Raw genomic sequence first — 25,011 nt, forward strand, 5'->3', positions numbered from 1 at the left:
CACGGCAAGGAAGCCCTGTGAAGAAGTTCAACCTCGATGCCATCACCCCGCAGCCGACGCCCGAACCGAGCCGGTTCGAGCGCCTGAAGCGCTTCGATCTCGGCGGTCGGGGACTTGCCGCATCGGGCCTGTCGGTCGTGACCGCAGGGGCCTTGCTGACCGGGGTGATCCCAGGCCTCGACCTCGGCAACGCACAGCAGGTCGATCAGCTGCCTGACCTTCCCACCCTTCCGGTGATGCCATACGAGAACGGGGCGCCGGTCCTGCCCGATGATGGACTGGTACACCTCATCGTGACGCCGACCACCGAACGGCTCGAGCACGCGGCAACCCCGATCGACACCGAAGCGCCGGCCGGTCCTTCGGGTTCGGTGCGCAACATCGCCCTCGGCGCGTCGGGTGGTGCAGACGACGACACCGAGTCCGGGACGGACGGCACCAACGATCGTTCGATCAACTCGCTCGACGAACTCGAGGCGCTGAGCAATGCCCCGGCCGGATCGTCGCTCGTCGTCACGCCGAGCGGCCTGGCCGTGCGGTACCCCGACGGCACGGTCGTTCCCCTCGACGATGTCCTCGATCCGACGCGGACCAACGAGTCGGACCGCGATGCGACACCGACCGATGCGGGCGGGCCGGCCGCCAACGACCCGTCACCTCGACAGCGCCAGCTCGACGCGCTCGCTGCTCTCCCACCCGAGGCCTCGATGACGGAGCAACTCGCGAGCCTTCCCGGCGTCGAATCGGTCAACGCCATCGGCGACGGCAGCTACTCGGTGGCGCTGAGCGACCCCGCCGCCCTCGACGGCCTGGCCGTCGAAGTCGTCGAGCAGACCTACCTGACCCTCTTCACCGAGCCCTATGAACGGCTCGAGTGGTTCATCGAGAACGACGGCGCCACGATGGCGTCGTACAACCTGCGTACGGTCCTCGACGCCGACATCGACGGCACGGTTGCCCTGCAGCACGCCACGGGCGCCGGCGTCGTTGCCGCTGTCATCGACACCGGTGTCGACTTCTCCCATCCCGATCTCGCCGCCAACGCTTGGAACAACCCGGGTGAGACGTGTAGCAACGGCGTCGACGACGACGGGAACGGCTATGTCGACGACTGTCACGGGTTCGACTTCGTCTACCGAGACGGGACGGGCTACAACGCCGGTGCCCACTCGCACGGCACGCACGTCGCCGGCACGATCGCCGCGGCCCGCAACAACATCGGCGTCGCCGGCGTCGCACCCGACGCGAAAATCATGGACCTCAACGTGTCGAACGTGAACGGTTCACTGTCCGATGCGGCCATCGCAGAGGCCGTTCGCTACGCGGCCGACAACGGCGCCGACGTCGTCAACATGTCGCTCGGCACCAAGCCTGGAGGAGCACCCTCGCCCGCCATCGGCGCCGCCATCGACTATGCCGGGACCAAGGGTGTGCTCGTCGTCGTCGCTGCCGGCAACGACAACACCAACCTCGATGTGGCTCAGGTCTGGCCTGCGTCCTACGACAAGCCGAACATGATGACCATCGGCGCCTCCTCGCCCGATGACACGAAGGCGTCCTTCTCGAACTACGGCACTGCCGTCGACCTCTTTGCTCCCGGCGACACGATCGCCTCGACCGTGCCCGTTTCGAGTTCGGCCAACCCCTATGCCTTCATGAGTGGAACGAGCATGGCGACCCCCGTCGTCGTCGGTGCAGCAGCACTGGTGCTGTCGGACGATCCGTCGATGACGCCCCAGCAGGTCATCGCCGCCCTGCAGTCCACGAGCGACATCGCCACGTCGCTCGCGAACTACGGCGCCAACGGGGCACGGGTGAACGCCGGCGAAGCGCTCGGTGGCGTCGTGCCGGACAATTCATCGATCACCGAACTCGCCGTGACGATGACTGGGCTCGGCAACGTGTCGTCGGCCCAGCCCTTCACGTCGAACGTCCGCTTCGCCGTGCCGAACGGCGAGTTCGACGAGGAGTACCGCTGGGAGGCGGCGCTGCTGTCGAACGAGAACGGCGCGGTCTACGCGTTGGTCGACTACCCGATTGCCGTCTCCGGTACGACGACCGCGACCGGCAGCGACGGCTTCCTCGACCTCGGCGTCAGCGGCACCTCCGAGGTGACCCTGTCGGCCTCGCTCCCGCCCGGTGACTACGGCTTGCTGTTCGAAGCCGTGCCAACGGCCGATCCGACGACGCGGCTCGGCAACCCGTTCGTTGCATCGTTCTCGGTTCGTGACGCCGGGACCGATCAGCCGACCACCAGCGACCCCGGCACCACGGATCCCGGAACCGGAGGCGGCGCCGATGACGGCGGCACCGGCGGAGGTACGGGAGACAGCACCGGCGGTGGTACCGGTGGCGGCACGGGCGGTGGAACGTCGACCCCCGACACCGGTGGCGGTGGCGCCACGCCGGGAACCGACAACGGCGGAAGCACCGGCGGGGGTGGAACCGGAGGCGGGACCAGCGACCCGACCCCGAGCAATCCAACCCCGAGCAACCCCGCCCCGACCAGCCCCACCACGACGGCGCCGCCGGCGTCCGACACCGGCGACAGCACCGGTGGCGGTGGCACCGGTGGTTCGACAGATGGTGGCACCACCGGTGGCGGTGGTGCCGGCGATTCGACCGGTGGAGGCAGCACCGACGGTGGCACGAGTCAGCCTCCGGCAACGACCCCGGCCCCCTCGCCGGTACAGCAGGGCGAGTACGCCGTGCAGTCGATTGCCCCGTACGTCGGGCCGGTCGGCCAACAAACGCAGGTCACGTTCACGGGGGCCTTCCCCGAGCCGGTCCAGGTGTACTTCGGCTCGGTACAGGCGACCTCGCTCAGCCAGACCACCTCGCGTCTGGTGGCGTTGGCTCCAGCGTCGAACCAAGCGGGTCCCGTCACGGTCCGGCTCATGCGCAACGGCGTCGCAGTGCTGACGATCAGCAACGGTTTCGTCTACCAGACCGCCGACAGCGGCTACACCGCCCCACCCACGGGCGGCGGTGGCACGGGCGGAGGTGGTTCGGGAGCCGGTGCCGACACCGGCTCAGGAAGTGGCGGCGGCACCAGCACGCCGACCACCACACCGACCAGCGGCGGGACCGGCGGCAGCACCGGAGGCGGAGGCACGGGCGGCGGCACGGCACCCGGTACACCCTCGGCTGGCACGCCGACCACGGCACCGCCAACCTCGGGCGGCGGCACCGGCGGAGGAGGCGGCACCGGCGGTGGTGACACTGGAGGGGGCACCGCGCCCTCACCCGGAAATCCCGACAGTGGCACGCCCGACAATGGATCGCCCGACAGTGGCGCGCCCACCAACGGCCAGACCACCACCACGGTCCCGGACCGGTCTCGGCAGGGTCGTTCGACCTTCGGCACCGAGCGGGTGGACCTCGGCAACGGGCGGACCGGAATCGTCGTCGCCGGTGGCAGCCCGCTGGCTGCTGCGCCCGCATGTCGCTCGAACTCGTGCGGAGCCCAAAGTTCCTGATCAACGTGGGTGCTGCCCATCGTGAGACGAGTACAACGACCCACGTTCGCGGCCTCAAGAAATCCGTCGGTTTGTCGAAGAATCCTCATGCGCTTCACCAGGAGGCCGGTCGTCGAGCCAACCGCCCGCTATCTGACTCCTGGCGTCCAGACGCAGCTCACCCAGATCGTGTTTCGGCAGAACGACTGGCTGGCCCCGACGGCCATCTGGGTGTGCGCCCTGCTCCTCCTGGGGTCGGCCAACGGCAAGATGGATCCGGTGGCGCTGTCGGCGTGGTTCGGCGTCGCCACCCTCATCTCGGCCGGCCTGCTGATCGCCAACCACATTCCGTCACTCCACCTTCGGGTGGACCGAGCCGGCACCCCGCTGATGGCCAACCTCTTCGGACTGTCGGGCGGGCTCTGCTTTGCCAGCTTCCTGTGGATCGACCGAGGGGCCTTCGACGATGCCGAACTCCACTACACGGTCTTCTGCATCCTCCTCGCCATCTCCGCAGGCTCGGTCGGTGGGCTTGCCGGACTCGCCGGCCACGGCCGATACATGCTCTACCCGATCTGGATCTCGGGGTCGTTGGAACTCTTCCTGCGAGGTGAGTTCCTCCTCGGGTCGGCAACGGTCTTCTTCGTCCTCCTCCTCGCCCGCGACTTCTCGACGACCAACTCGTTGCTCGCCGAGATCCTGTTCCATCGCGAGCAAGCCGATGGGCGGGCCGACGCGGCACAGGACGAAGCCCTGCGTGACCCCCTGACCAACCTCCTCAACCGAGCCGGCCTGGCCAAGGCCACTGAACTCGAATCGTTCGGGTCGCAGGTCCCGGTCACGGCCATGTTCGTGGACCTCGACCACTTCAAGATGGTGAACGACCGCTTTGGTCACGCGATGGGCGACCAGGTGCTGGCCGAGGTCGCGAATCGTCTCACGAGTGCCGTACGACCGGACGACATCGTGGCCCGCCTCGGCGGTGACGAGTTCCTGATCTTGATCGACACGCCGCTCGATCGGACCGCGCGCGAGGGGATCGCCCGATCGATCATCAGTGCGCTCGAGCTGCCGTTCACGACCGAGAAGTTCGAGGCTCGCATCTCGGCCAGCGTCGGGATCACCGTGGTGCCGCCCGGTGCCTTCGATCTCGACGCGGTCCAGCGTGAGGCCGACCACGCCCTGTATGTCGCCAAGGGCCAGGGCCGGCGACGTTCGGCGTTCTTCGACGAAGCGGCGCGGAACGACTTCGACGAGCGATCCGAACTCGAGGGAGCGCTCCGCGACGCCATCGACACCGACGGCATCGTCTGCTGGGGCCAGCCGATCGTCGATCTCGACACCGAGCAGACCGCCGTCGTCGAACTCCTGGCTCGTTGGCCGCGCGCCGACGGTACGTTCTGCCCGCCTGACGTGTTCGTGCCCCTCGCCGAGGAGACCGGACTCATCGACCAGCTGTCGATGCAGGTCCTCGACCGGGCGATCTCGACACTCGCCGACTGGCGTCGCCATCCGACGTTGGGCTCGGTGTCGGTCTCGATGAACGTGTCGCCTCGCCAGCTTGCGAATCCGCGCTTCACCGAACGGGTGAACTTCTTGATGACCTCCGGATCCATTCCCAACGGCCGGCTGATCCTGGAGCTCACCGAGTCTGCGCGCCTCCACACCGTCGCCGACATCGACGCGGTGCTGACCGAGTTGGTGGAGTCGGGGGTTCGCCTGGCGCTCGACGACTTCGGCAGCGGCCACACCTCGGTGCAGCATCTCCTGGGTCTACCGATCGAGTACGTGAAGCTGGACGGGGCGCTCATCAAGGATCTGGGTCGGGACCCCCGGCAATCGGCGCTGGTGCGCTCGATCCGCGACCTCGCCGCATCGATCGGCAAGCAAGTGGTGGCCGAGGGCGTCGAGACCGAGAGCCAAGTCGCAAAACTACGCGAGCTCCACCTCGGCTTTGCCCAGGGCTATCACTTCGGGCGCGCCCAACCGCTGAGCCGGTTCACGATCGACGCAACAGCTCCTGCTTGATCGTCGGACGTGATCCGAAGACCAAGAGGAACGTGGCCTCCCGCATCGCCTGCTCCCCTTCCGATCCCTGCATCGCTGCTGAGGCGCCCTGCGCAGCGACCAACGCCACGGCAGCGTCGACGGCGAGCAGTGCTGCGTCGGCCCGTCGGGCCGGCATCGTGACATCGTCGGCCGCATCCATCGCCGACCGGGCACGATCGATGGTGTCGACGAGCCGATCCGCTCGATCCGTGGCATCGGTGCCGCCGATGTCGTGGATCAGCCGTGCGCACCGAGTGGCAAGGCCGAGCGCCAGCGACCCATTGCCCCGAAGGCCATGTCCCGCCGGGTGGCCGACTCGTGCGTAGTCGTCGGTCCCCAGCAGTCGCCCGGGATCAACCGCCACGCTGTCGAAGCTCAAGGAGACGGTTGCCGTGGCATCGACCGATTGGAGCGGGAGGCGCCGGACACCGAGACCCGGTTGGTCGGCCGCCGGCACCATGAGCCAGACCACCTGTTCCGGATCGTCGGCCACACGGGCCGCCACCATCAGCTCGTCGATCATCCCCCACCCGGTGCACCACGGCGAGAACCCGTCGATCTGCCAACTGCCCTCGCCGTCGATGGGTCGGGCTTCGAGGATCGGGGGTCCCGGAAGCAGACCGGCCTGCACGATGCCTGCCCGTGTTCGCCCGGCCCAGAGGTCGTCGGCCAGGGCGGTCAGCTCCGCCGGCGCGTCGGGCATCGCCAGCCGACGGGCGAGCGTGTGGTGCTGGAGCCAAACGAACGTGGTTGCCAGACAGCCTCGTGCGAGCACCTCGACGATCGTCGTGAAGTCGTCGGGCGCTCGCACCACCGCGCCGTAGAGACCGGCGTCGGCGAGCGCGGTCAGGTGACCGGGTGGGATCACACCCGACTGGTCGACGTTGCCCCGCTGGGGCGCAAAGATCTCGTCGGCGATCTGCTCGGCCGCGGTCACGAGTCGGTCGGGTGTCAAGACGCTCGGTTCAGCACACACGCCCCGAGTCAAGCATGTTCCGACCGCCGACACGTCTTCGGTGGAAACTCCGACGACAGATCCGACCAGCTGTTTCACAATGCGGTATGGACCACCTCCGAACCGGACTCGCCATCCGTGCCGATGGCCTCGGCCGCACGTTCACCACCGGTCGCCGCAAGCACCGCCGAGAGGTGGTGGCCGTGGAAGGGATCACCCTCGCTATCGAGCCGGGTGAGCGCTTGGCGTTCATCGGTCCCAACGGCGCCGGGAAGTCGACCACGATCAAGATGCTGACCGGGATCCTGCGACCGACCAGCGGCACCGCGAGCGTGCTCGGACTCGTGCCGTGGGAGCAGCGCATCGAGTTGGCCCGCTCGATCGGTTCGCTGTTCGGTCAGCGGTCGCAGCTCTGGGCGGAGTTGACCCCACGGGCGTCGTTCCGCATGCTCGCCGCCATCTTCGGGCTCGACGACGATACCGCGGCCCGCCGAATCGGCGGGCTCGGCGAGTTGTTCGATGCCACCGATCTCTTCGGACAACCGGTTCGCACGCTGTCGCTGGGGCAGCGGATGCGCTGCGAACTCGCGGCGTGTCTGCTCCACGAACCGTCGGTGCTGTTTCTCGACGAGCCAACGATCGGTCTCGACCTCACCGGCAAACAGGTCTTCCGGGAACTACTCGTCCGGCTCAACGAGGAGCATGCAACCACTATCCTCCTCACGAGCCACGACGTGGCCGACATCGAACACGTCGCCGACCGAGCGATCGTCGTGAACCACGGTCGAGTCATCTTCGACGACAGCGTCGAGGTGATGCGGCGCCGCTTGCCGCCGACCCAGGTCGAGGTGACCGTGGTGCATCCGCCACTCGAGTCGGTCATTGCGTCGATCTACGAGGGGGGGCCATGACCGCCGTCGCCGCCGCGCCCCGCCCTCGCTACGTCGCCGCGTTCCTCCGGTCCCTCCGACTCACCGCCGCACGCACCGCGGTCGGGCGCGGCGGCCTCGTCGTGGCCGGGTTCTTCTATCTCATGGTCACCTCGATCTTGTCCGAGCTGTGGAAGGTCGCCGCACTTGCCAACGGTGGGGAGGTGGCGGGCTACAGCGCCTCGGCTCTCGTGTGGTACATCGCAACCTCGGAGTCGGTCACGATCCCCCTGCCGATCAAGCTCATCGACGACATCGGCATCGAGATCGCCGACGACACGCTGGCGGTCGAGCTGCTGCGGCCGATCCCACCGATCGTGGTGCGGATCGGCGCCCAGTTCGGGATGGTGCTCCCCCGACTCGTGGTGTGCGCCGGGCTCGGGCTCGGCTTCGCGTACTTGTCGGGTGGAGCGCCCCTCAGCCCCGCCGCCCTGCTGCTCGCTGCCCCATCGGTCGTGCTCGCTCTCCTGCTCAACGTCTGCGCTCAGCACCTGTTCGCGTCGGGAGCGTTCTGGGTGAGCGACGCCAAGTCGACGTGGTTCCTCTACCAGAAGCTGGTCTTCGTGACCGGCGGCATGCTGCTGCCCCTCGAGGTGCTGCCCCCGACCGTCGAGTCGGTGACCCGCTGGCTGCCGTTCATGGCCATGGCCTATGCGCCGGCTCGCCTGGCCTCTGGCCATTTCGAGCCCGAGCTGCTCCTGATCCAGGCCGGGTGGTTGATCGTCTTGGGGGTCGGTGCCTGGTGGGCCTTCGATCGTGGACAGCGGCACCTGATGGGCGGTCGGTCATGAAGGCCCTTCTCATCACGATGCGCTACGCGCTGCAAGAGGCGGCGAGCAACCGTCTCGCGCTCTGGATCCAGATGACGGTGATGGTGATCAACGACCTGGTGTGGGTCCTGTTCTGGGTCATCTTCTTCGATCGGGTCGGCGCGCTACGCGGCTGGGACGTCGATCAAGTCCTGCTCCTCCTCGCCGTCCTCACGACCAGTGCTGGCCTCGTGCTCGGCTTGTTCCACAACGTGCGCAACATCGGCCCACTGGCGTCGAGCGGGGGCCTGGACGCAGCGCTGGCACTCCCGGTCCATCCCCTCACCCATTTGCTGGTCCGGGCCGTGGCGCCGGTGAACCTCGGCGACGTGGTATTCGGCATCGCGCTCTTCCTGTACGTCGCTCGCTTCGACCCCCGACAAGCCGCTGTGTTCGTGTTCGCCGTGGTGTGCTCGGCGACCCTGACGCTCAGCTTCTTGCTGTTGATGGGTTCGCTCGCCTTCTTCGTCGGGCGCAACGAAGGTGGCGAGCTCGGGTTCCACGCGATCCTGCTGTTCTCGTCGTACCCGGTCGACATCTTCACCGGCGTGTTCAAGGTGCTGCTCTACACCGTCGTGCCTGCCGGCTTCGTCACGTCGGTCCCGGTCCGCCTGCTCGACGACTTCGACCTGACGCTCGGGCTGGGGCTGGCGGCGGTCAGCGCGGCGTTCGCCGTCGCTGCCGTCGCCACCTTCTCCTACGGCCTTCGCCGCTACACCAGCGGGGCCACATGGGTCCGAGCCTGAGCCCGTGCCGCTCGGATGTCGCCGCCGGCAGATCTCGGGTGGTGACCCCACCCGTATCGATGCTCGCCGTCGGCGCCACTGGCACACCGGCAGCGACGGCGACCCGGGCTACCGGTCGTGCGTTCGACATCTCCAACAGCGACCCCAGGAGATCAACATGATCGAGATGGTTGATCATGCTCTCAACTACATGATCGATTACGCTCAACAGACGTGGTTGACGATCGCAAGCTGACCGCCGCCGAGGCGGCCGCCCGGTTGGGTGTGAAGCGCCAGACGCTGTACGCCTACGTCAGCCGGGGGTTGCTGCAGCGAACCATGTCGCTCGACGGCAAGACCAGCCTGTTCGACCCAGCCGACATCGATGCCCTGCGTTCACGCCGCCATCGATCGGTGCCGGGCGAGGTCGGCACCGTCATCGCCTCATCGATCACCACGGTCACCGATCGGGGCCATACCTACCGGGGCACCGACGCCGTCAGCCTCGTCGAGGCCGACACCTCGTTCGAGGCGGTCGCCGATCTGATCTGGGGCCACGAGGGCCCGTGGCTCCTCGACCCCTCAGATGTCGGCCACCTGCGGGCGACACAGGCGGCGCTGCCGCCCGACACACCGCTGCTCGACCGGCTCCGAGTCGCGGTCGCCACCTTGTCGGCCACCGACCCGTTGCGTCACGACCTTTCACCCGCCTCGGTCGTCGCCACCGGACGCCGCATGTTGCTCGGCATGATCGCAGCGCTACCCAAACAGCATCTGGGCCCGCACGATCAGCTGGCCGATCAACTCTGGATGGCGCTTGCGCCCGATCCCGGATCACAGGAGCAGCGGGCGGCGCTCAACGCCGCGCTCGTGTTGCTCGCCGACCACGACCTGGCCGCATCGACGTTCGCGGTACGGGTGGCAGCGTCGGTGCGAGCCGACCCGTACTCCCTCGTCAGTACCGGCCTGGGAGCGGTCGGCGGTTTGCTGCACGGCGCGGCAAGCGGGGCGGTCTACCGATTCCTGGAGATGGCCGACTCCATCGGTGTCGAGCAGGCGTTCGGCCGGCAGCTGGCCGACGGACACCCCATCCCCGGGGTCGGGCACAAGGTGTACCGCAAGCGCGATCCCCGCGAGGAGGCGCTCCTCGCGCTGGTCGAAGACGGTTGGGGCGACGACCCGCTCTACGACTCGATCGAGCACCTCCGCTACCTGATCGTCACCCGACTCGAGAAGCCACCGAACGTCGACTTCGCCCTTGGCGCGCTCACCTGGTTGGCCGAGATGGATGCCGATGCCGGCGAGCTCTTCGGCATCGCCCGAACGGTCGGCTGGATCGCGCACGCCATCGAGGAGGTCGACGAGCCACCGCTGCGGTTCCGGGTCAAGACCCGACCGACCGGCCAACGTCCACAGCTTCCCGAGGACTGATCGTGCCGTCTGGCCGCTTTGCGCCGAGCCCGACGGGCGACCTTCACCTCGGCAACCTTCGCACCGCCATGGTTGCCTGGCTGTTCGCCCGAAGCGACGGGGCGACCTTCGTGCTCCGGTTCGAAGATCTCGACACCGCCACCGTCCGCCCCGAGTACTACCAACGCCAAGCCGACGACCTGGCCGCCCTCGGACTCGACTGGGATGAGCCCGTCATCCGCCAGAGCGACCGACTGGCGATCTACCACGACGTGGTCGACCGGCTCGTAGCCGAGGGGCTCGCCTATCCCTGCTACTGCTCGCGCCGCGAGATCCGCGAGGCCGCCCAGGCGCCGAACGGCCCGTCGACCCACGAGGGCTACCCGCAGACCTGCCGCCATCTGTCGCACGCCGAGCGCTCGGCCCGTGAACGTTCCGGCCGCCGAGCGGCCTATCGCCTCCGCACCGACGAGCGCTCGATCCGCTTCGACGATCTGGTCGCCGGGCCGAGCGAAGGCCCGGTTGATGATCTCGTCATCCAGCGCAACGACGGCACGCCGGCCTACAACCTCGTGGTCGTGATCGATGATGTCGCCAGCGAGATCGACGTGGTGGTGCGCGCCGACGACCTGCTGTCGTCGACGCCACGCCAGCTCGAGGTGGCGAGGGTGCTCGGCCTCCCCCCTCCTCGCTATGCCCACGTCCCGCTGGTCCTGTCACCGAGCGGCGACCGCCTCGCCAAACGCGATGGTGCGGTCACCCTCGCCGACCGCGGAGCTCTCGGCGAGACACCGGCGCAGGTGCGGTCGTTCCTTGCGTCCACCCTCGGCCTGTGCGAACCCGATGAGCCGGTCACGATGGCCGACCTGCTCGCTCGGTTCGATCCGGCCGGCCTACCGACCCAACCGCTGGTCCTCGACCCCGATCGGCCGATCGTCGGCCTCTAGAACTTGCGCCACTCCTCGGGGGTGCGCCCGAGTGCGGCGAGACGATCCTCGGCCCAGACAGGGATCTCCATCTCGACGCCCGCCTTCACGTTGGCCACCTGCTCACCCTCCTCGTCCCAGATGTGGCAGGTGTTCAGGTTGAAGGCCATCGCCCGCATGCGGTCATCGGCGGTGAACGACACCGGAACAGCGCTCGGGTCCTCGCGGACGGCCAGGCTCCGCATCGACCAGCTCGACTGGATCGCCACCGGCGCCATGGCCTGGAGCAACGCGCCGATGTGGGTGCAGCCCTTCGGTCCGCCGAGGGTGTCTTTCACCTTGCGAGCAAACCCGCGAGCGATCGACATGCCGACCAGCTGTTGGTAGTCGGGCTCGATCGCCGTGCAGCCCCGATGTGGCGTGGTCTGCATCTCGACCGCGACCTCGAGGATCGTCATGGCCGGGAAGTCGAGCAGGAGGTCGACCTCCATCTGGTGGACCGAGAGCGGGTCGGGGTCGTCTTCGATGTAGATGCCCGGCGACTTCTGGTCGTGGACCTTGCCCCGCAGCCGGAGGCGGTCTGGCCCCTCACGGTAGGCAGCAACGTCGTAGGTGCGGTCATGGATCAAGGTGCCGGTGGGCTCGGGCAGCGACATGGGGGCACAACCTAGAAGACGTTGTCCGGCCTGCCCAAACGCAGACCTCGCCATTGCGATTGAACGACGGGGTCTGATCCTGGTAACGAATGCAGATGAAGTTCAGCGTTGCGTTCCCGCCGGTCCCCCAGACCCCCGACCACATCGTGCTGGCCGAGTCGCTGGGGTATGAGACCGCGTGGGTGTACGACACGCCGGCGCTCCAGCTCGATTGCTGGATGACGCTGGCCCTCGCCGCTGTCCGCACCAAGCGCATCCGCCTCGGTCCGGGCGTGTTGATCCCATCGCTCCGCCATCCGATGGTGACGGCGTCGGCCATCGCCACTCTCGTCGAGCTGGCCGGACCCGAGCGGGTCATCGTGGGGGCCGGAACCGGGTTCACCGGGCGACGAGCGATGGGTCAGCGCCCGCTCAGCTGGAAGGTACTTCCCACGATGGTCGCGCAAGTCCAGGCCCTGCTGCGGGGCGAGGTCGTGGAAGTCGACGGTCGGCCCACCCAGATGTTGCACGGCGACGGGCAGGCACCGAACCGACCGATCGAGGTGCCGTGGGTGCTCGGGGTCAACGGCCCCAAGGGACTGGCCGTTGCCGAGGAGATGGGCTGTGGTGTGTTCACCTCTCGCCCCCGTCCCGATGCCGACTACGGCGGCCTCGACGACGTGATCCTGCTCGGGTTCGGCACGGTCATGGACCCGGACGAAACGGTCGACGCCGCCCGCGTCATCGAGACGGCCGGGCCTGGCGTCGCCGTCGCCTACCACGCGTTCCTCGAGCAGCGCGATGCCCGCCTCGACTCACTCCCCAACGGGGAGGGGTTCGTAGCGCTGGCCACGGCGCTCGACCCCGAGACTCGACACCTTGCGCTCCACACGGGCCACCTCACCGTCATGAACGACATCGACCGCCAAGTGATCACCGGCAGCGCCATGCACGTTGCCCCGCTCACGGTGCACGGGAGCGAGCTTCCCGGCCGGATCCAGCGACTCGCCGATCAGGGTGTCACCGAGATCGCCTTCCAGCCGATGGGCGACATCGAGCGCGAACTCCAGGTCTTCGCCGACGCCGCCTTCGGGGCCTGAGCGTTACTCGGGCTGACAGGTGGGGCACCACCAGATGTTCCGGCCGTCGATGTCGGCGGCCACGATCGGGGTGCCGCAACGGCGGCAGGGTTTGCCCTGGCGTTTGTAGGCATACAGCCGATCCGATTTCGGGATGTCCGAGCGTTTTGCACGTCCGACCTCGGCGGGATCGACCGTGACGATGCGACCGAGTGCCTCGCCGGCGCGCAGCTCGTCGACCGCCAGCGACCAGATCGCGTCGACATCGGGCCGGCGCACCTGCTTCGCGGGGATAAACGGATGGATGCCGAGCGTGTGGAGGAACTCGGCCCGGTACACGTTGCCGATCCCGGCGATCACCTTCTGATCGAGCAGGGCGGCGCCGATGGGGATGCTGCGGGTCGACAGCCGCTGGGCCAGCCGGTCGGCGCCATCCGGCGGGTCGAGGATCGGGTCGGGTCCCAGACGAGCGACGATGCGCTCGATGCCCTCGGCGTCGACGAGCTCGCACACGGTGGGTCCGGCCAGGTGCAACTGATCGGTCTCGCTCTCGATCAGCAAGCGGCAGTTCGGTGACGGCTCGACCTTGGCCGGCAACCTCGACAGACGAAACTTGCCGAACAGCCCCAGGTGGATGTGCACCGACAGATCGTTGTCGAAGTCATAGAAGAGGTGCTTGCCGTAGGCGTGCATCCGCTCGATCCGACGACCATCGAGGGTTGCGGCTCCATCACGGAAGCGACCCTGGGGCGATGACACCGACACCATCTTGCCCTTGAACCGACGGCCCTGCAGACGAGCCGCGCGATGGATGACGTGTCCCTCAGGCATCGACTCGAACCTAGAGCAGCAGCTCGGAGATGGTGTAGATCACGAGGCCGGCGACGCCCCCGACCACGGTGCCGTTGATGCGGATGAACTGGAGGTCGCGCCCGACCTGCAACTCAAGCCGCTCGGCGGTCTCCTGGGTGTCCCAGCGCTGAACGGTGGTGGCGATGAGGCCGGCGACCTCGTCACGAAACTGTTCGGCGACGTAGCCGGTCGCCCCGCTCACCCAGTCGTCGATCTTTGCCTGGAGCGAGGGGTCGGCGACGATCGAGTTGCCGGCGTCGACCAGCGCCTCTTCGAGCCGCTGGCGCAGCTCGGACTCGGGGTCCTCTGCCGCCGAGATCATGCCGGACTTCACCCGTGACCACAGCGTGTTCGACCAAGCCCGCACCTCGGGATGAGCGAGCAGTTCGAGCTTGAGTTGCTCGCCCCGCTCGATCATCTCGGGGCTCGTCTTCAGCCGTTCGGAGAACTCGATCGTGCGATTGTTGATCTCCCGGCGCAGTTCGTGGTCGGGGTTCGAACCGATGTCGGACAGGAACCGACCGACGGCGTCGTAGATCTTGTCGAAGATGCGATCGTCGATCGGCTCGGGTACCCACCACGGCGATTCCTCGGCGAGCCGCCGCCGGAACGTGGTCCGATTGTCGAGAAGGAACTTGTTCAGTCCAGTCAGCGTGCTGCTGAGCACCACATCGTGGTGACCGGCATCGATCCCGGCGTCGATGGCCTTCCCAACGAACGGAGCGACCGGGATCGCCCGAACCCGATGCTCGAGCAGGTCCTCGATCCCCCGCTGCACCGAGTCATCGGAGAGCACCTCGGTGGCACCACGGACAATGGCGGCGCTCTGCTCACCCACGGCCCGCGCGTGCGCCGGGTCGGTCAACCACTGCCCGATACGTCGACCGAGGTGGGCATCGTCGAGGCGCTCGGTGAGCACCTCGCGAGTGAGGAAGTTGTCGCGCACGAACCCACCGAGGCTCTCGCCGATCTGGTCCTTGCGCCGCTGGATGATCGCCGTGTGCGGGATCGGCAGACCGAGCGGATGGCGGAACAGCGCCGTGACCGCGAACCAGTCGGCGATCGCACCGACCATTGCCGCCTCGGCGGTGGCTCGGACGTAGCCGACCCAGTGATGGTCGGCCTCCTGCCATCGAGCGACGACGAAGACAATCGCAGCGAACACCAGCAGCGCCGTGGCGACCCGCTTCATTCGCACCAAGTCGATCGCCCGCTGTGCGTCGTCGTCCATCGAATGCATGGAGAACCGGTGCCTCAGAGTCTGGCGAAGAGACGCTTGGCCTGCTCGGCGGCCTTCGCCCGCACCTCGGCGGCATCCACCGTGGTGACCACACCGTTGTCGAGCACTTTGCGACCTTCGATCACGACATCGATCGGGCGGACGTCGGTGGTGTAGGCGAGATGCCACGGGTCCATGACCGGATACGACCAGGTGACCACGTCGTCCTTGGCGTCGGGCATCAGCTCCCAGCCGCCCTCGAGCCAGCCCCACGCCTGATCGGGGCCGACGGTGACGTCGACCTCGCGCTGCTTGAGGAACGCCAGCTGGAACTCGGCGATCATGTCGGCGCCGATGCCATCGGTACCGAGCACGACCGGCGTCGAGAACCGGGCCGGATAGGCGTAGCCGAGCCCGTTGTTCATGTTCGAGCGTGGGTTGTGGACGACGATGCCGTCGAAGTCGACCCCGTCGGGGAGATTCACGCCGTGGACGAGGAGCCAGTCGTAGTCGGCTCGACGAGCGAGTTCGGTGCCGGGCCCGGTGTCGACCATGCCCTCGGCCACGTGCACGTGCACGCCGACGCCGTGCTTGTCGGCCAGCGCAGCAGCGGCGTCGATCGTGTCCTCCGTGCACGTGAAGGCGGCATGGAGGCCGACCATGCCGAGCCCGCCGTCGGAAAGGAAACGATCATTCTCGGCCAGACCGGCTTTGGCCCCCTCGGGTCCATGACGATCGGTCACGCCGTAGGCGCAGTTCACTCGCACCCCGATCTCGGCGCAGGCATCGGCGATCACGCTCAGGCTGCCCTCGATCGCGTTCGGCGATTCGTGGTGATCGATGATCGCCGTACAGCCCGACTCGAGTGCTTCGAGGGCCCCGAGCTTGGCCGACCACTCGAGCATCTCGAGGTCGAGCGCGGTGTCGACACGCCACCAGATCTGTTCGAGCACCGAGCGGAACGAGTTCGGGGTCTGCGGCGGTGCCGGCATGCCTCGGACGAGGGCGGAGTAGAGGTGATGGTGGGCGCAGACCAGCCCAGGAGTGACGCCCTGACCGGGCACGGGTTCGACTTCGGCCATGGCTTGAACCTAGGCCAAGATTTCCTCGATGAGTCGGCTGGCCGTCCGGGATCAGACCACCGAGGCGAGTCGCTCGTCGATCGAGGCCAGCGACGACCGAGCACCGTCGATCTCGGCGCCATCGATCGGGTGGCCGGACGTCGCCACGTCCCGGAAGAGGTTGACCTCTCGCTTGGCGGCCTTGATCTGGTCGCCGACCTCGTTGAAGAGCGAGACGAAGCTCGACCCGTCGCGAAGGCGTGCCGACTCGATGCGGCCGGACAACACGAGGCGCGACAGGCTGGCGAGCCCCGATTGGAGGTCGTAGATCGAATGGCGCAGGTCCTGGAGGTGCTGCTCGTGGCTCTGGGCCCGCTCGACGAGCAGCTCCAGTCCACGTCGCATCCCGGCGTGCAGCGAGGACAGGTCATGCAGCACGGTGTCGACCCTTCCACCCCCGACCCCTGCCCCGAGCATGGTCTCGATGCAGAAGAACTCGAAGACCTCACACTGCAAGGCCGTCATGGCGGTGCGGAAACTGAGACTGTTGATCGTCGTCGTCGCCGAGCGGATCTCGTCGGCCAGCTTCTCGATCGTGTCGATCACCACCGAGCAGCGGCTCTGGAGTTCGCTGGCCACGGACGTCAGCGCCTCGCCGTCTTCGTTCATCTGACTCGCCGCGAGCACGGCGTTGAAGGCGAACACCCGGATGTCTTCGGCCAGGGAGAGGAGGTAGGCCGACCGGCTCGACAACTGTTGGTCCATCTCGGCGAGATCGTCGAGCCCGGCGAACCGACCGTCCAACCAGACACCCAACTGCCGCGCCGGCTCGAGGAGGGAGAAGAGCGGGTCGTGCGCGTCGAGGTCGGGTGGCGCCGTCGGTGCTCGCTGCATCGCCTCCCGACGCAGTCGGATCTCCGATGCAAGGGCTGCCCGCATGAACTCTTCGTAGGTTGCGAACCCCGCGCCGGCAATCGCCGACAACAACATCCGCTCCGATTGGCTGACGACGTCACTCCGCCGCTCACCGCGGCGCTCACGTTCGACCTCGAACGCTCGAACCTCTCGATAGATGTCGGCCACCGCGGTGGCGAGCGGCGAGGTCGGCTTCAAGCGGATCGACAGATACCCCTCGCCGACCGGGAACGCAGCGGCGAGCACCCAGTAGTAGCGACCGTCGCTGGCCAGGTTCTTCACGTAGGCGACGACCGGTCGGTTGTCCTCCAGGTAGTTCCACAGCAGGCGGAACACCGCTCGCGGGGTGTCGGGATGGCGCACGATGCTGTGCGGTTTGCCGATCAGCTCTTCTTCGGTCATGCCGCTGACCCGGCAGAAGACCTCGTTCCCCGACGCGATGATGCCGCGCCCATCGGTGGTCGAGAAGAACAGGTCGGCGAGGTCGAAGCGTCTCGCCTCGTCGATCAATTCCTTCGTCGCACCGCCAGACCGACGCTCCCCGCCGCCGGTCGGAGGCGCGACCATTGTCGCCTCATCGTTCGTCACGGCCTCAGTTTCGGTCGTCGACCACGCATCGTGAGCCTCAAGCTGCCGCAGTTGCGACCCGATGCCATCAGTGTGACCAGCCAGAACGAGCCGTTCGGTCCGCCGCCGACGCGACCACCGACCTTCGAAGAGGTCGCGCTGGACGGACCGGTGTCTCCGTCGAGCACCCGGCGCCGCCCCCTCGCCGGCGGTCGGCGCCAGGCCATGTTCTGGGCCGCAGCGATCGCCACGGTGGCCTTCTCCGGCGCAACCGGTCGACTCCTCGACAGCCGGTGGTCCTACGCCACGCTGGGCGCCAGCTTCGCCGCGCTGCTCCTCGTGGTGCTCGCCGTCACGCGACCAACCGACGATCTCACTCGCTGACGACCTCGGCGAGGTCGAGCAGCACCGAAAGCAAGACGTTCGCACCGGCCTCGATGTCGTCGGGGTCGGTGTGCTCGGCCGGGTTGTGGCTGATACCCAGATGGCTCGGAGTGAAGATCATCGCCGTCGGCGCCACACGAGCGAACATCTGGGCATCGTGACCGGCCCCCGACGGCATCCGCATGGTGGTGAGCCCGGCAGCCACCGCCGCACGTTCGACCCGGTCGACGACGTCAGGATCGAAGGCCACCGGCTCGAAGCGAGCAAGGGACCTGCTGGTGATGTCGACCCCCTCCCGCTCGGCCAGTTCGGCCACCTTGGCGGCCAGTCGCTGCTCGGCCTCTTCGAGCAGCGCGTCGTCGGTGTTGCGGAGATCGACGGTCATCGTGGCTCGGGCCGCCACCACATTGACGAGATTGGGCTGCAGCTCGAGTCGGCCCACCGTGGCCACCTGCGGGTGCCCCAGTTCCAGCGCGAGCCACCGAACGAACGTGGTGATCTCGGCCGCCACCCACGCCGGATCGTGGCGCAGGCGCATCGGGGTGGTGCCGGCATGATTCGACTGCCCGACGATCTCGAGTTCGGTCCACGAGATGCCTTGCACCCCTTCGACCACCCCGATCTGGATGCCGGCCTCTTCGAGCACCGGCCCCTGTTCGATGTGCAGCTCGAGGTAGGCGTGGGGAACGAGGCCGGGAACGGGCGCCGCCCCCAGGTAGCCGATGCGATCCAGCTCGTCTCGCACCGTTGCCCCGTCGATCCCGACGGTGTCGTACGCCTCCTCGAGTGGCAGGCCGCCGACGTAGACGAGCGACCCCATCATGTCGGGCTGGAAGCGGGCGCCTTCCTCGTTGGAGAAGAAGCCGACCGAGATCGGGTGCCGGGTCTGGACGCCGGCCGCCAGCACGGTCTCGATGACCTCGAGACCGGCGAGCACGCCCAGATTGCCGTCGTAGCGCCCGCCGGTTCGCACCGTGTCGATGTGGCTCCCGGTCATCACCGCCGGGAGGTCCTCGGTGCCGGCCAGCGTGCCGACCACGTTGCCGATGGCGTCGATCCGAACCTCGAGACCGAGGTCCTCCATCCAGGTGACCACGAGATCACGACCTTGGCGGTCGGCGTCGGAGAAGGCCAGACGGGCGGCGCCCGTGGTGCCCTGGATGCCGCCGATGCTCGACAGCATCGCAAGGCGGTCCTGGAGACGAGCGGCGTCGATACGCAGCGGGGCGCCGTGCTGCAAGGCGGACGAGGGAGAGGTGACAGTCACGCCGGACATGGTCCAGCCCAGGTCAGCGCCTGTCAATAGATGCGGTTCGAGCCGGTCTCGCCCCCTCGGCGGGTCAACCGTCCATGGGGTCGGGCAGCAACGGCACGGTGAACGCAGGCCGCTGGCCGACGAGCGCGGCCCGACCGATCGCCTTCGACCCGAACCGATCCTTCACCGTGTCGAGTGCGGCATCGAGCTCGGCCGACGACCGTGAGTCGAACGGCAAGGTCTGCTGCACCGCATTGGCCGGCGCCAGGTTGGAGATCGTGAAGCCGAGGAGTGTGAGGGTTCGCTGCTCGATCTCGGCCCGGCGAGCGACCAACAGGATCCTGGCGACGTCGAGGAAGGCCGCGGTCGACGCCGTCGCTTCGTGCAAGGTGTGCGAACGGGTGTCTCGCGTGAAGTCGCCGAATCGGAAGCGGAGGGTCACGGTGCGACCGACTCGATGGCCGTTGCGCAACCGCCTCGACACCCGATCGACCAGTTCGAGCAGCACCCCCTCGAGGTCGACGAACGAACGCTCGCGTCGTCCCAATGCCCGCTGCGCGCCGATCGACGATCGTCGTTTGCCCGTGACGACTCGCCGGGGGTCGCGGTTGTGGGCCAGAGCATGAAGATGGCGGCCTGATCCCTTGCCCAGCACGGACACCAACGCCGTCTCGCCCAGGTCGGCGACCTGCCCCACTGTGGTGATCCCCCGCTCGGCCAGCTTGGCCGCCGTCTTCGGACCGACGCCCCAAAGACGACCGACCGGGAGCGGATGGAGGAAGCCGAGCTCGCCGTCGGGCTCGACCACAAGCAGACCGTTCGGCTTGCACACACCGCTCGCCACCTTGGCCAGGAACTTGGTGCGGGCCACACCCACCGAGATGGGCAGACCGACCTCGTCGGCCACCCGCCGCCGAAGCTCGAAGGCGATCTGTTCGGGGGAACCCACGAGTCGCCACAGACCCGAGACGTCGAGGAAGGCCTCGTCGATCGAGATGGGCTCGACCAGCGGGGTGGTGTCTTCGAAGATCTCGAAGACCGCCCGACTCGCCTCGCTATAGGCCTCCATCCGAGGCGACACCGAGATCAGCTGGGGACAGCATTCGCGGGCCATGCGGATCGGCATCGCCGTGCGCACTCCCATCACCCGGGCCTCGTAGCTGGCCGACAAGATGACACCGCCGCCGACGGCCATCGGCACGCCCCGCAGATCGGGCCGATCGCGCTGTTCGACCGAGGCATAGAACGCATCGAGGTCAGCATGCAGAATCGACGCCGCCGCCGGCCCTCCCCCGGCACTCCCAGCTGCATGCATCGAACACATGTTCGACACTCTACGACCGCCGCACCCTTCCGTCCACCGTCCAATCCCCCACAACCTTCGGCCCTGCGTACGCCCCGAGTAACGCCACCCCGGAGCTTTGCCTGGATCGAACGGAACCCCGGAGGTTTGCAGGTGGGTTCAGCTGATGACGCCGGCGGCCTTCAGTTGGGCTCGAACGTTGGGTGGGGTGAGCGGGAAGTGGTCGAACCAGACGCCGGTGGCGTCGTGGAGGGCCGCGGCGATCGCCGGGGCGTAGGGAATGAGGGGCATCTCGGCGATGCCCCGCACGCCGAACGGGCCGCGAGGATCGGGGACCTCGACCAGCACCGACGCCACGCGCTCGGGGATGTCGCCGATGCCGGGAATCAGGTAGCCGCTGAAGCGAGGATTGAGGACCCGTCCGTTCTCGACGACGAGCTGCTCCGACAGGGCGTAGCCGTGGGCCTGGATGATCGCTCCCTCGACCTGACCGACGGCCAGCTGCGGATTGATGACCCGACCGGCGTCGACGGCGCACGTGACGTCGTGTACGCGAATGTGCCCGGTCTCGAGGTCGACCGAGAGATCGACGGCCTCGGCGACGTAGCCGTAGGCGAAGTTCGGTGTGGTCGGCGCACCCTCGGGGTCGAGCGGCTCCGTGGGAGGCGGCACGTAGCGAAACTCACCGACGGCGGGGCGGTCACCGTCGCGCCACGCCTTGTCGGCCTGCTCGGCGGCACCGAGGATGGCGTTCCCGGTCATGAACGACAGCCGCGACGCCGACGCCGACCCGGAGTCGCCGGTGGTGGCGGTGTCGGAGAACGTCGGCCGAATGCGATCGAACGGCAGGCCGACGGCCTCGGCCACCATCTGCACGAAGGCGGTGTGTGAGCCCTGGCCTACCTCGGCCCCGGCCAGGAACACCTCGGCCCAGTCGGGCCGGTCGCCGGCGTGGTCGGCATCGGTGCGGTCGTCGGCGTGCAGCACGATCTTGGCCACCGATCGTTCGGGGAAGCCGAACGAGAAGCCGACGTTCTTGTAGGCGCAGGCAAAACCTCGACCGCGGCGCACCGAACCACTCGTCGGCGGAAGCGAAGCGAACGAGGCGATCGGCATGACTGGCTTCGGCGGTTCCTCCCACGAGGCCGCTTCGGCACAGGCCTCAATCACCTCGGGGATCGACACGCCGGGAGGCATCTCGGTGCCGGTGATCCCGATCGAACCCTCGCCGAGTGCGTTGCGGCGCCGGATCTCGACGGGGTCGATCCCGGTCGCCTCGGCGAGCTTGTTCATCTGGCTCTCGGACACGAAACAACCCTGAGGTCCACCGAAGCCTCGGAACGCACCGCCAGGCACGGCGTTGGTATAGACCGCGTAGGAGTCGATGCGGGCGTTCGGCACCTCGTAGGGCCCGGCGACGGTGAGGTGCATGTTTCCGAGCACCTTGTTCGAGGTGTAGTTGTACGAGCCTGCGTCGAGGTACCCGTCGGCCTCGACCCCGAGGATGAGCCCATCCTTGGTGGCGGCCAGGCGAGCATGCACTCGGCCACGATGCCGTTTGTGGTGACCGACGATCGACTCCTCGCGGCTCCACTGCGACCGGATCGGACGCTCGATGCCCTTGGCCCACAGCCGCTGGGCCGCGAGCGCGAGCACGATCTGCATGCTCATGTCTTCTCGACCGCCGAAGGCACCACCGATCGAGGGGTAGATCACTCGAACGGCCTCGTCGGGCAGGTCGAGCGCATGGGCGATCTGTTCGCGGTCTTCGTGGGTCCACTGTCCGGCGATCTCGACGGTCGGTCGACCCTCGTCGTCGACGTATGCCAATGCCGCCTCGGGCTGGAGGTAGGCGTGCTCCTGGTAGGGGAACTCGTAGGTGCCTTCGACCACGACGTCGGCCCGGGCGAACGCCTCGGCGACATCACCTTTGCGCACCACGAGGTGGTAGTAGGCGTTGGAACCTTGACCGTTCTCGGGGTGGAGCATCGGCGCTCCGTCGGCCAGCGCCGCGTCGAGATCGGCGAGGATCGGCAGCTCTTCCCACTCCGTCTCGATCAGCGCAGCAGCGGCCAACGCCTGTGCGGCAGTGTCGGCGACGACGACCGCCAACTGGTCGGCCTCCCAGCGGGACACGTCGGCCGGAACCGCCGATCGCCCAGAGGTGACCGGGCCGATGAGCACCGGCTGGTCGGCCATCGTGAGTCCGTATTCGTTGACCGGCACGTCGGCGGCGGTGATCACCAGCAGCACGCCATCGGCCGCCTCGGCCGCGGCAGTGTCGAGCTTGGTGATGCGAGCGTGCGGCTGGTCGGTGAACACGATGACGGCGTGGGCCACGCCTTCGGGCCAACGGTCGCCGGGATACTCGGCCGCCCCGGTGGTCTTGTCCTCGGCGTCGAGGCGAGCGACGACGTGCCCCATCCCGGTGTCGTTGCTCCCGGTCATCGCGCCACCTCCTGCGTTGCGCTCAGCGACACCTGGGCCTCGATGATCTTGTAGTAGCCGGTGCATCGGCAGAGGTTGCCCGACAGCCCGAGTTGGAGGTCGTGCTCGCCCGGATCGGGGCATTCCCGGGACAGCGCCGAGCCCGCCATCAGGAAGCCGGGGATGCAGTACCCGCACTGGACGGCGGCGTGATCGACGAATGCCTGTTGGAGCGGATGGAGAACGCCGCCGTCGGCCAGCCCCTCGATGGTGGTGATGTTCGCCCCCTCAGCCCGCCCAGCAGGCACGAGACAGCTCAAGACCGAGGTTCCCTCGAGGTGCACGGTGCATGATCCGCACTCCCCTTCTGCACAGCCCTCCTTGGTGCCCGTGAGCCCCGCGGACTCGCGCAGCCAGTCGAGGAGATTGCCCCCAATCCACGGGGCCTGGATCGTCACCCCGTTGACGGTGGACGAGACGACATCGCCCTCTCCCAGTTCGACCGTGGAGGTCGGGGTGGCCGGCACAACAGCGGGGCCGCCGAGCACCGGCACGGTCACCGGCCACATACGACCCTGCTCGTTGCGAGCGATGGCACCGAGCATGCGGCTGACCATGACCGATAGCAGGTCGACCCGATACTCGGCCGGAGCCCGCAGGTCGTCGATCGGTTGGACGGCAGCAGCGGCCGCGGTTGCTGCGGCTTCGATCGCGTCGGCGACGAGCCGTCGGCCGATCAGTGCCGCCTCGGCGGCGGTGGCGCGCACGATGGTCGGCGCCACCGAGCCCAGCGCGATGCGAGCCGACCTGACGACATCGCCGTCGAAGGCGACCACGATGGCTGCGTGGACCACCGAAATGGCCTGGGCCTTGCGGAGGCCGAGCTTGAGGTACAGCCCTCGTTCGTCGGATTCCAGTGGACGGATCGTCAGCCCCGTGACCAACTCGTCGGGTGCTTTCACGGTCGCACGGACACCGGTGTGGAACTCATCAAGGGAGACCGAGCGGATCCCTCGAGTCGACGCCAACGACACCTCACACCCGAGCGCTCGCAAGGCCGAGATCGTGTCGTTGGCCGGACTGGCGGTGACGACGTTGCCCACCACCGTCGCCCGGTTGCGAAGCGCCGGCGAGCCGACCTCGAGGCAGGCCTGAGCCAACGGCAACGCCCGCTCGACCAGGAGCGGCGAGGTCGCGACGGCATTGTGTGTGACGAGCGGGCCGAGGTGGAGGCCGTGGCGAGACTCGTAGATCGCATCGAGTCCGTCGATCCTGGTGAGATCGATCAGTACGTCGACCTCGCCACCGACCCGTCGATCGAGCTCGACCATGAGGTCGGTGCCACCGGCGACGACTCTGGCTCGCTCACCGTGTCGAGCGAGGAGCTCGAGTACCTCCTCGATCGTGGTCGGGGCGACATAGTTGACCGGCTCGATCGCCGGCCGCTGAACCTCATGCACCTGCGGCCTCCCCGCCGTTGTAGATCGAGCCGCCCTGACTCGCATAGTCGGTCAGCACCTTGGTGGCTGCCGATCGCTCGACATCGACCACGACCTCGATCCCGTCGGCGACCAACCGCTCGACCCAGTCCGAGGGCTTGTGCCCCTCGTCGAAGCCGACCGATCGTGCGTCTTCGTCGCGGGCACCACAGACCAATCGTTGCACACCCGACCACGGAACGGCGCCCAAGCACATGGCGCAGGGCTCGGTGGTGGTGACCAGCTCGAAGGCGCCGGCCGATGCAAGGTCCCAGGTGCCGAGCCGCTGGCCGGCCATGGCGATGGCGACCACCTCAGCGTGAGCAATCGGCGCCGACGCCGGCACGACACGGTTCACCCCGGGAGCGATCAGGTAGCCGTCGGCGTCGAACACCCCAGCCCCGAACGGGCCACCGCCGTCGGCAACATTGGCCGCCGCCAGTTCGATCACGAACGACATCCGGTCCTCGACCGTGGCCAGCGGACCCACCGCCGCCACACGCTCCCAGATCCAGTCCGGAAGGTCGATGACGATGGACGTCGAAGCGTTCATGACACGAAGCGTGCCCAGAGAA

Annotated in this window: 21 protein-coding genes; 10 read left to right on the forward strand and 11 right to left on the reverse strand. The window is 67.9% G+C overall.

Annotation, left to right across the window (positions count from 1 at the left end; all coding sequences use genetic code 11):
• Positions 1-17 precede the first annotated feature (17 nt).
• Together R2733_04125 and R2733_04130 are read left to right on the forward strand one after the other, a co-directional pair.
• A complete protein-coding gene (locus R2733_04125) occupies positions 18-3,479 on the forward strand; it encodes a S8 family serine peptidase (protein MEZ5375675.1) in 3,462 nt (1,153 codons plus the stop codon).
• Between the two features lie 87 nt (positions 3,480-3,566).
• On the forward strand, positions 3,567-5,486 hold the full coding sequence (locus tag R2733_04130; protein MEZ5375676.1) for an EAL domain-containing protein: 1,920 nt from the start codon (positions 3,567-3,569) through the stop codon (positions 5,484-5,486).
• Here R2733_04130 and R2733_04135 read toward each other — a convergent pair.
• The gene (locus R2733_04135; GenBank protein ID MEZ5375677.1) at positions 5,458-6,483 is read right to left on the reverse strand and encodes an acyl-CoA dehydrogenase family protein; all 1,026 of its coding nucleotides are present in this window, start codon (positions 6,481-6,483) and stop codon (positions 5,458-5,460) included. The two genes, R2733_04130 and R2733_04135, sit on opposite strands and share 29 nt — an antisense overlap.
• 86 nt (positions 6,484-6,569) lie before the next feature.
• Here R2733_04135 and R2733_04140 point away from each other — a divergent pair, with 86 nt between their 5' ends.
• The 6 genes from R2733_04140 to gluQRS are packed head-to-tail and all read left to right on the forward strand — an operon-like array spanning position 6,570 to position 11,282.
• On the forward strand, positions 6,570-7,373 hold the full coding sequence (locus R2733_04140) for an ATP-binding cassette domain-containing protein (protein ID MEZ5375678.1): 804 nt from the start codon (positions 6,570-6,572) through the stop codon (positions 7,371-7,373).
• On the forward strand, positions 7,370-8,182 hold the full coding sequence (locus tag R2733_04145; protein MEZ5375679.1) for an ABC-2 family transporter protein: 813 nt from the start codon (positions 7,370-7,372) through the stop codon (positions 8,180-8,182). Before R2733_04140 ends, R2733_04145 begins: the two co-directional genes overlap by 4 nt.
• Positions 8,179-8,946 (forward strand): ABC-2 family transporter protein, encoded by a 768-nt coding sequence (locus R2733_04150; protein ID MEZ5375680.1) that lies wholly within the window; start codon positions 8,179-8,181, stop codon positions 8,944-8,946. Before R2733_04145 ends, R2733_04150 begins: the two co-directional genes overlap by 4 nt.
• 4 nt (positions 8,947-8,950) lie before the next feature.
• Complete coding sequence (locus R2733_04155) at positions 8,951-9,181, forward strand: hypothetical protein (protein MEZ5375681.1); 231 nt, start codon at positions 8,951-8,953, stop codon at positions 9,179-9,181.
• Positions 9,160-10,356: a citrate/2-methylcitrate synthase gene (locus R2733_04160; GenBank protein ID MEZ5375682.1), complete on the forward strand. Its 1,197-nt coding sequence runs from the start codon at positions 9,160-9,162 to the stop codon at positions 10,354-10,356. The genes R2733_04155 and R2733_04160 overlap by 22 nt, the downstream gene beginning before the upstream one ends.
• A 2-nt stretch (positions 10,357-10,358) precedes the next feature.
• Positions 10,359-11,282, forward strand: a complete 924-nt coding sequence (gluQRS, locus tag R2733_04165) for a tRNA glutamyl-Q(34) synthetase GluQRS (protein ID MEZ5375683.1) — start codon at positions 10,359-10,361, stop codon at positions 11,280-11,282.
• Here the strand turns inward: gluQRS and R2733_04170 are convergent.
• Positions 11,279-11,917, reverse strand: coding sequence for a DUF2889 domain-containing protein (locus tag R2733_04170; GenBank protein MEZ5375684.1), 639 nt, complete (start codon positions 11,915-11,917; stop codon positions 11,279-11,281). The two genes, gluQRS and R2733_04170, sit on opposite strands and share 4 nt — an antisense overlap.
• Positions 11,918-12,006: 89 nt before the next feature.
• Between R2733_04170 and R2733_04175 the strand changes: the two genes are divergently transcribed.
• Positions 12,007-12,996, forward strand: a complete 990-nt coding sequence (locus R2733_04175; GenBank protein MEZ5375685.1) for an LLM class flavin-dependent oxidoreductase — start codon at positions 12,007-12,009, stop codon at positions 12,994-12,996.
• 3 nt (positions 12,997-12,999) lie between these two features.
• Here the strand turns inward: R2733_04175 and R2733_04180 are convergent, their stop codons facing one another.
• Genes R2733_04180 through R2733_04195 form a run of 4 tightly spaced genes read right to left on the reverse strand, consistent with a single transcriptional unit; the run spans position 13,000 to position 17,610 of the window.
• Positions 13,000-13,806, reverse strand: a complete 807-nt coding sequence (locus R2733_04180; GenBank protein ID MEZ5375686.1) for a DNA-formamidopyrimidine glycosylase family protein — start codon at positions 13,804-13,806, stop codon at positions 13,000-13,002.
• 10 nt (positions 13,807-13,816) lie between these two features.
• Positions 13,817-15,058 (reverse strand): DUF445 family protein, encoded by a 1,242-nt coding sequence (locus tag R2733_04185; protein ID MEZ5375687.1) that lies wholly within the window; start codon positions 15,056-15,058, stop codon positions 13,817-13,819.
• 23 nt (positions 15,059-15,081) lie between these two features.
• Positions 15,082-16,128 carry an amidohydrolase family protein gene (locus R2733_04190; GenBank protein MEZ5375688.1) on the reverse strand — a complete coding sequence of 349 codons (1,047 nt, stop codon included), beginning with the start codon at positions 16,126-16,128 and terminating at the stop codon, positions 15,082-15,084.
• Positions 16,129-16,179: 51 nt separating this feature from the next.
• Positions 16,180-17,610 carry a PAS domain S-box protein gene (locus tag R2733_04195; GenBank protein ID MEZ5375689.1) on the reverse strand — a complete coding sequence of 477 codons (1,431 nt, stop codon included), beginning with the start codon at positions 17,608-17,610 and terminating at the stop codon, positions 16,180-16,182.
• A gap of 30 nt (positions 17,611-17,640) precedes the next feature.
• On the opposite strand from R2733_04195, the gene R2733_04200 reads away from it, so the two are divergent.
• Positions 17,641-17,973: a hypothetical protein gene (locus tag R2733_04200; protein ID MEZ5375690.1), complete on the forward strand. Its 333-nt coding sequence runs from the start codon at positions 17,641-17,643 to the stop codon at positions 17,971-17,973.
• Here the strand turns inward: R2733_04200 and R2733_04205 are convergent.
• From R2733_04205 to R2733_04225, 5 genes are all read right to left on the reverse strand, one after another.
• Complete coding sequence (locus tag R2733_04205; protein ID MEZ5375691.1) at positions 17,963-19,240, reverse strand: Zn-dependent hydrolase; 1,278 nt, start codon at positions 19,238-19,240, stop codon at positions 17,963-17,965. The genes R2733_04200 and R2733_04205 overlap by 11 nt on opposite strands.
• A gap of 73 nt (positions 19,241-19,313) precedes the next feature.
• Positions 19,314-20,552 carry a DNA polymerase IV gene (gene dinB / locus R2733_04210; protein ID MEZ5375692.1) on the reverse strand — a complete coding sequence of 413 codons (1,239 nt, stop codon included), beginning with the start codon at positions 20,550-20,552 and terminating at the stop codon, positions 19,314-19,316.
• A 138-nt stretch (positions 20,553-20,690) separates the two neighbouring features.
• Complete coding sequence (locus R2733_04215; protein MEZ5375693.1) at positions 20,691-22,979, reverse strand: xanthine dehydrogenase family protein molybdopterin-binding subunit; 2,289 nt, start codon at positions 22,977-22,979, stop codon at positions 20,691-20,693.
• Positions 22,976-24,418: an FAD binding domain-containing protein gene (locus R2733_04220; protein MEZ5375694.1), complete on the reverse strand. Its 1,443-nt coding sequence runs from the start codon at positions 24,416-24,418 to the stop codon at positions 22,976-22,978. Before R2733_04220 ends, R2733_04215 begins: the two co-directional genes overlap by 4 nt.
• Positions 24,411-24,989: a nucleoside deaminase gene (locus R2733_04225; protein ID MEZ5375695.1), complete on the reverse strand. Its 579-nt coding sequence runs from the start codon at positions 24,987-24,989 to the stop codon at positions 24,411-24,413. The genes R2733_04220 and R2733_04225 overlap by 8 nt, the downstream gene beginning before the upstream one ends.
• Positions 24,990-25,011 lie beyond the last annotated feature (22 nt).

It is taken from the genome of Acidimicrobiales bacterium, assembly GCA_041394265.1.
In the GTDB taxonomy this organism is placed as follows: domain Bacteria; phylum Actinomycetota; class Acidimicrobiia; order Acidimicrobiales; family SZUA-35; genus JBBQUN01.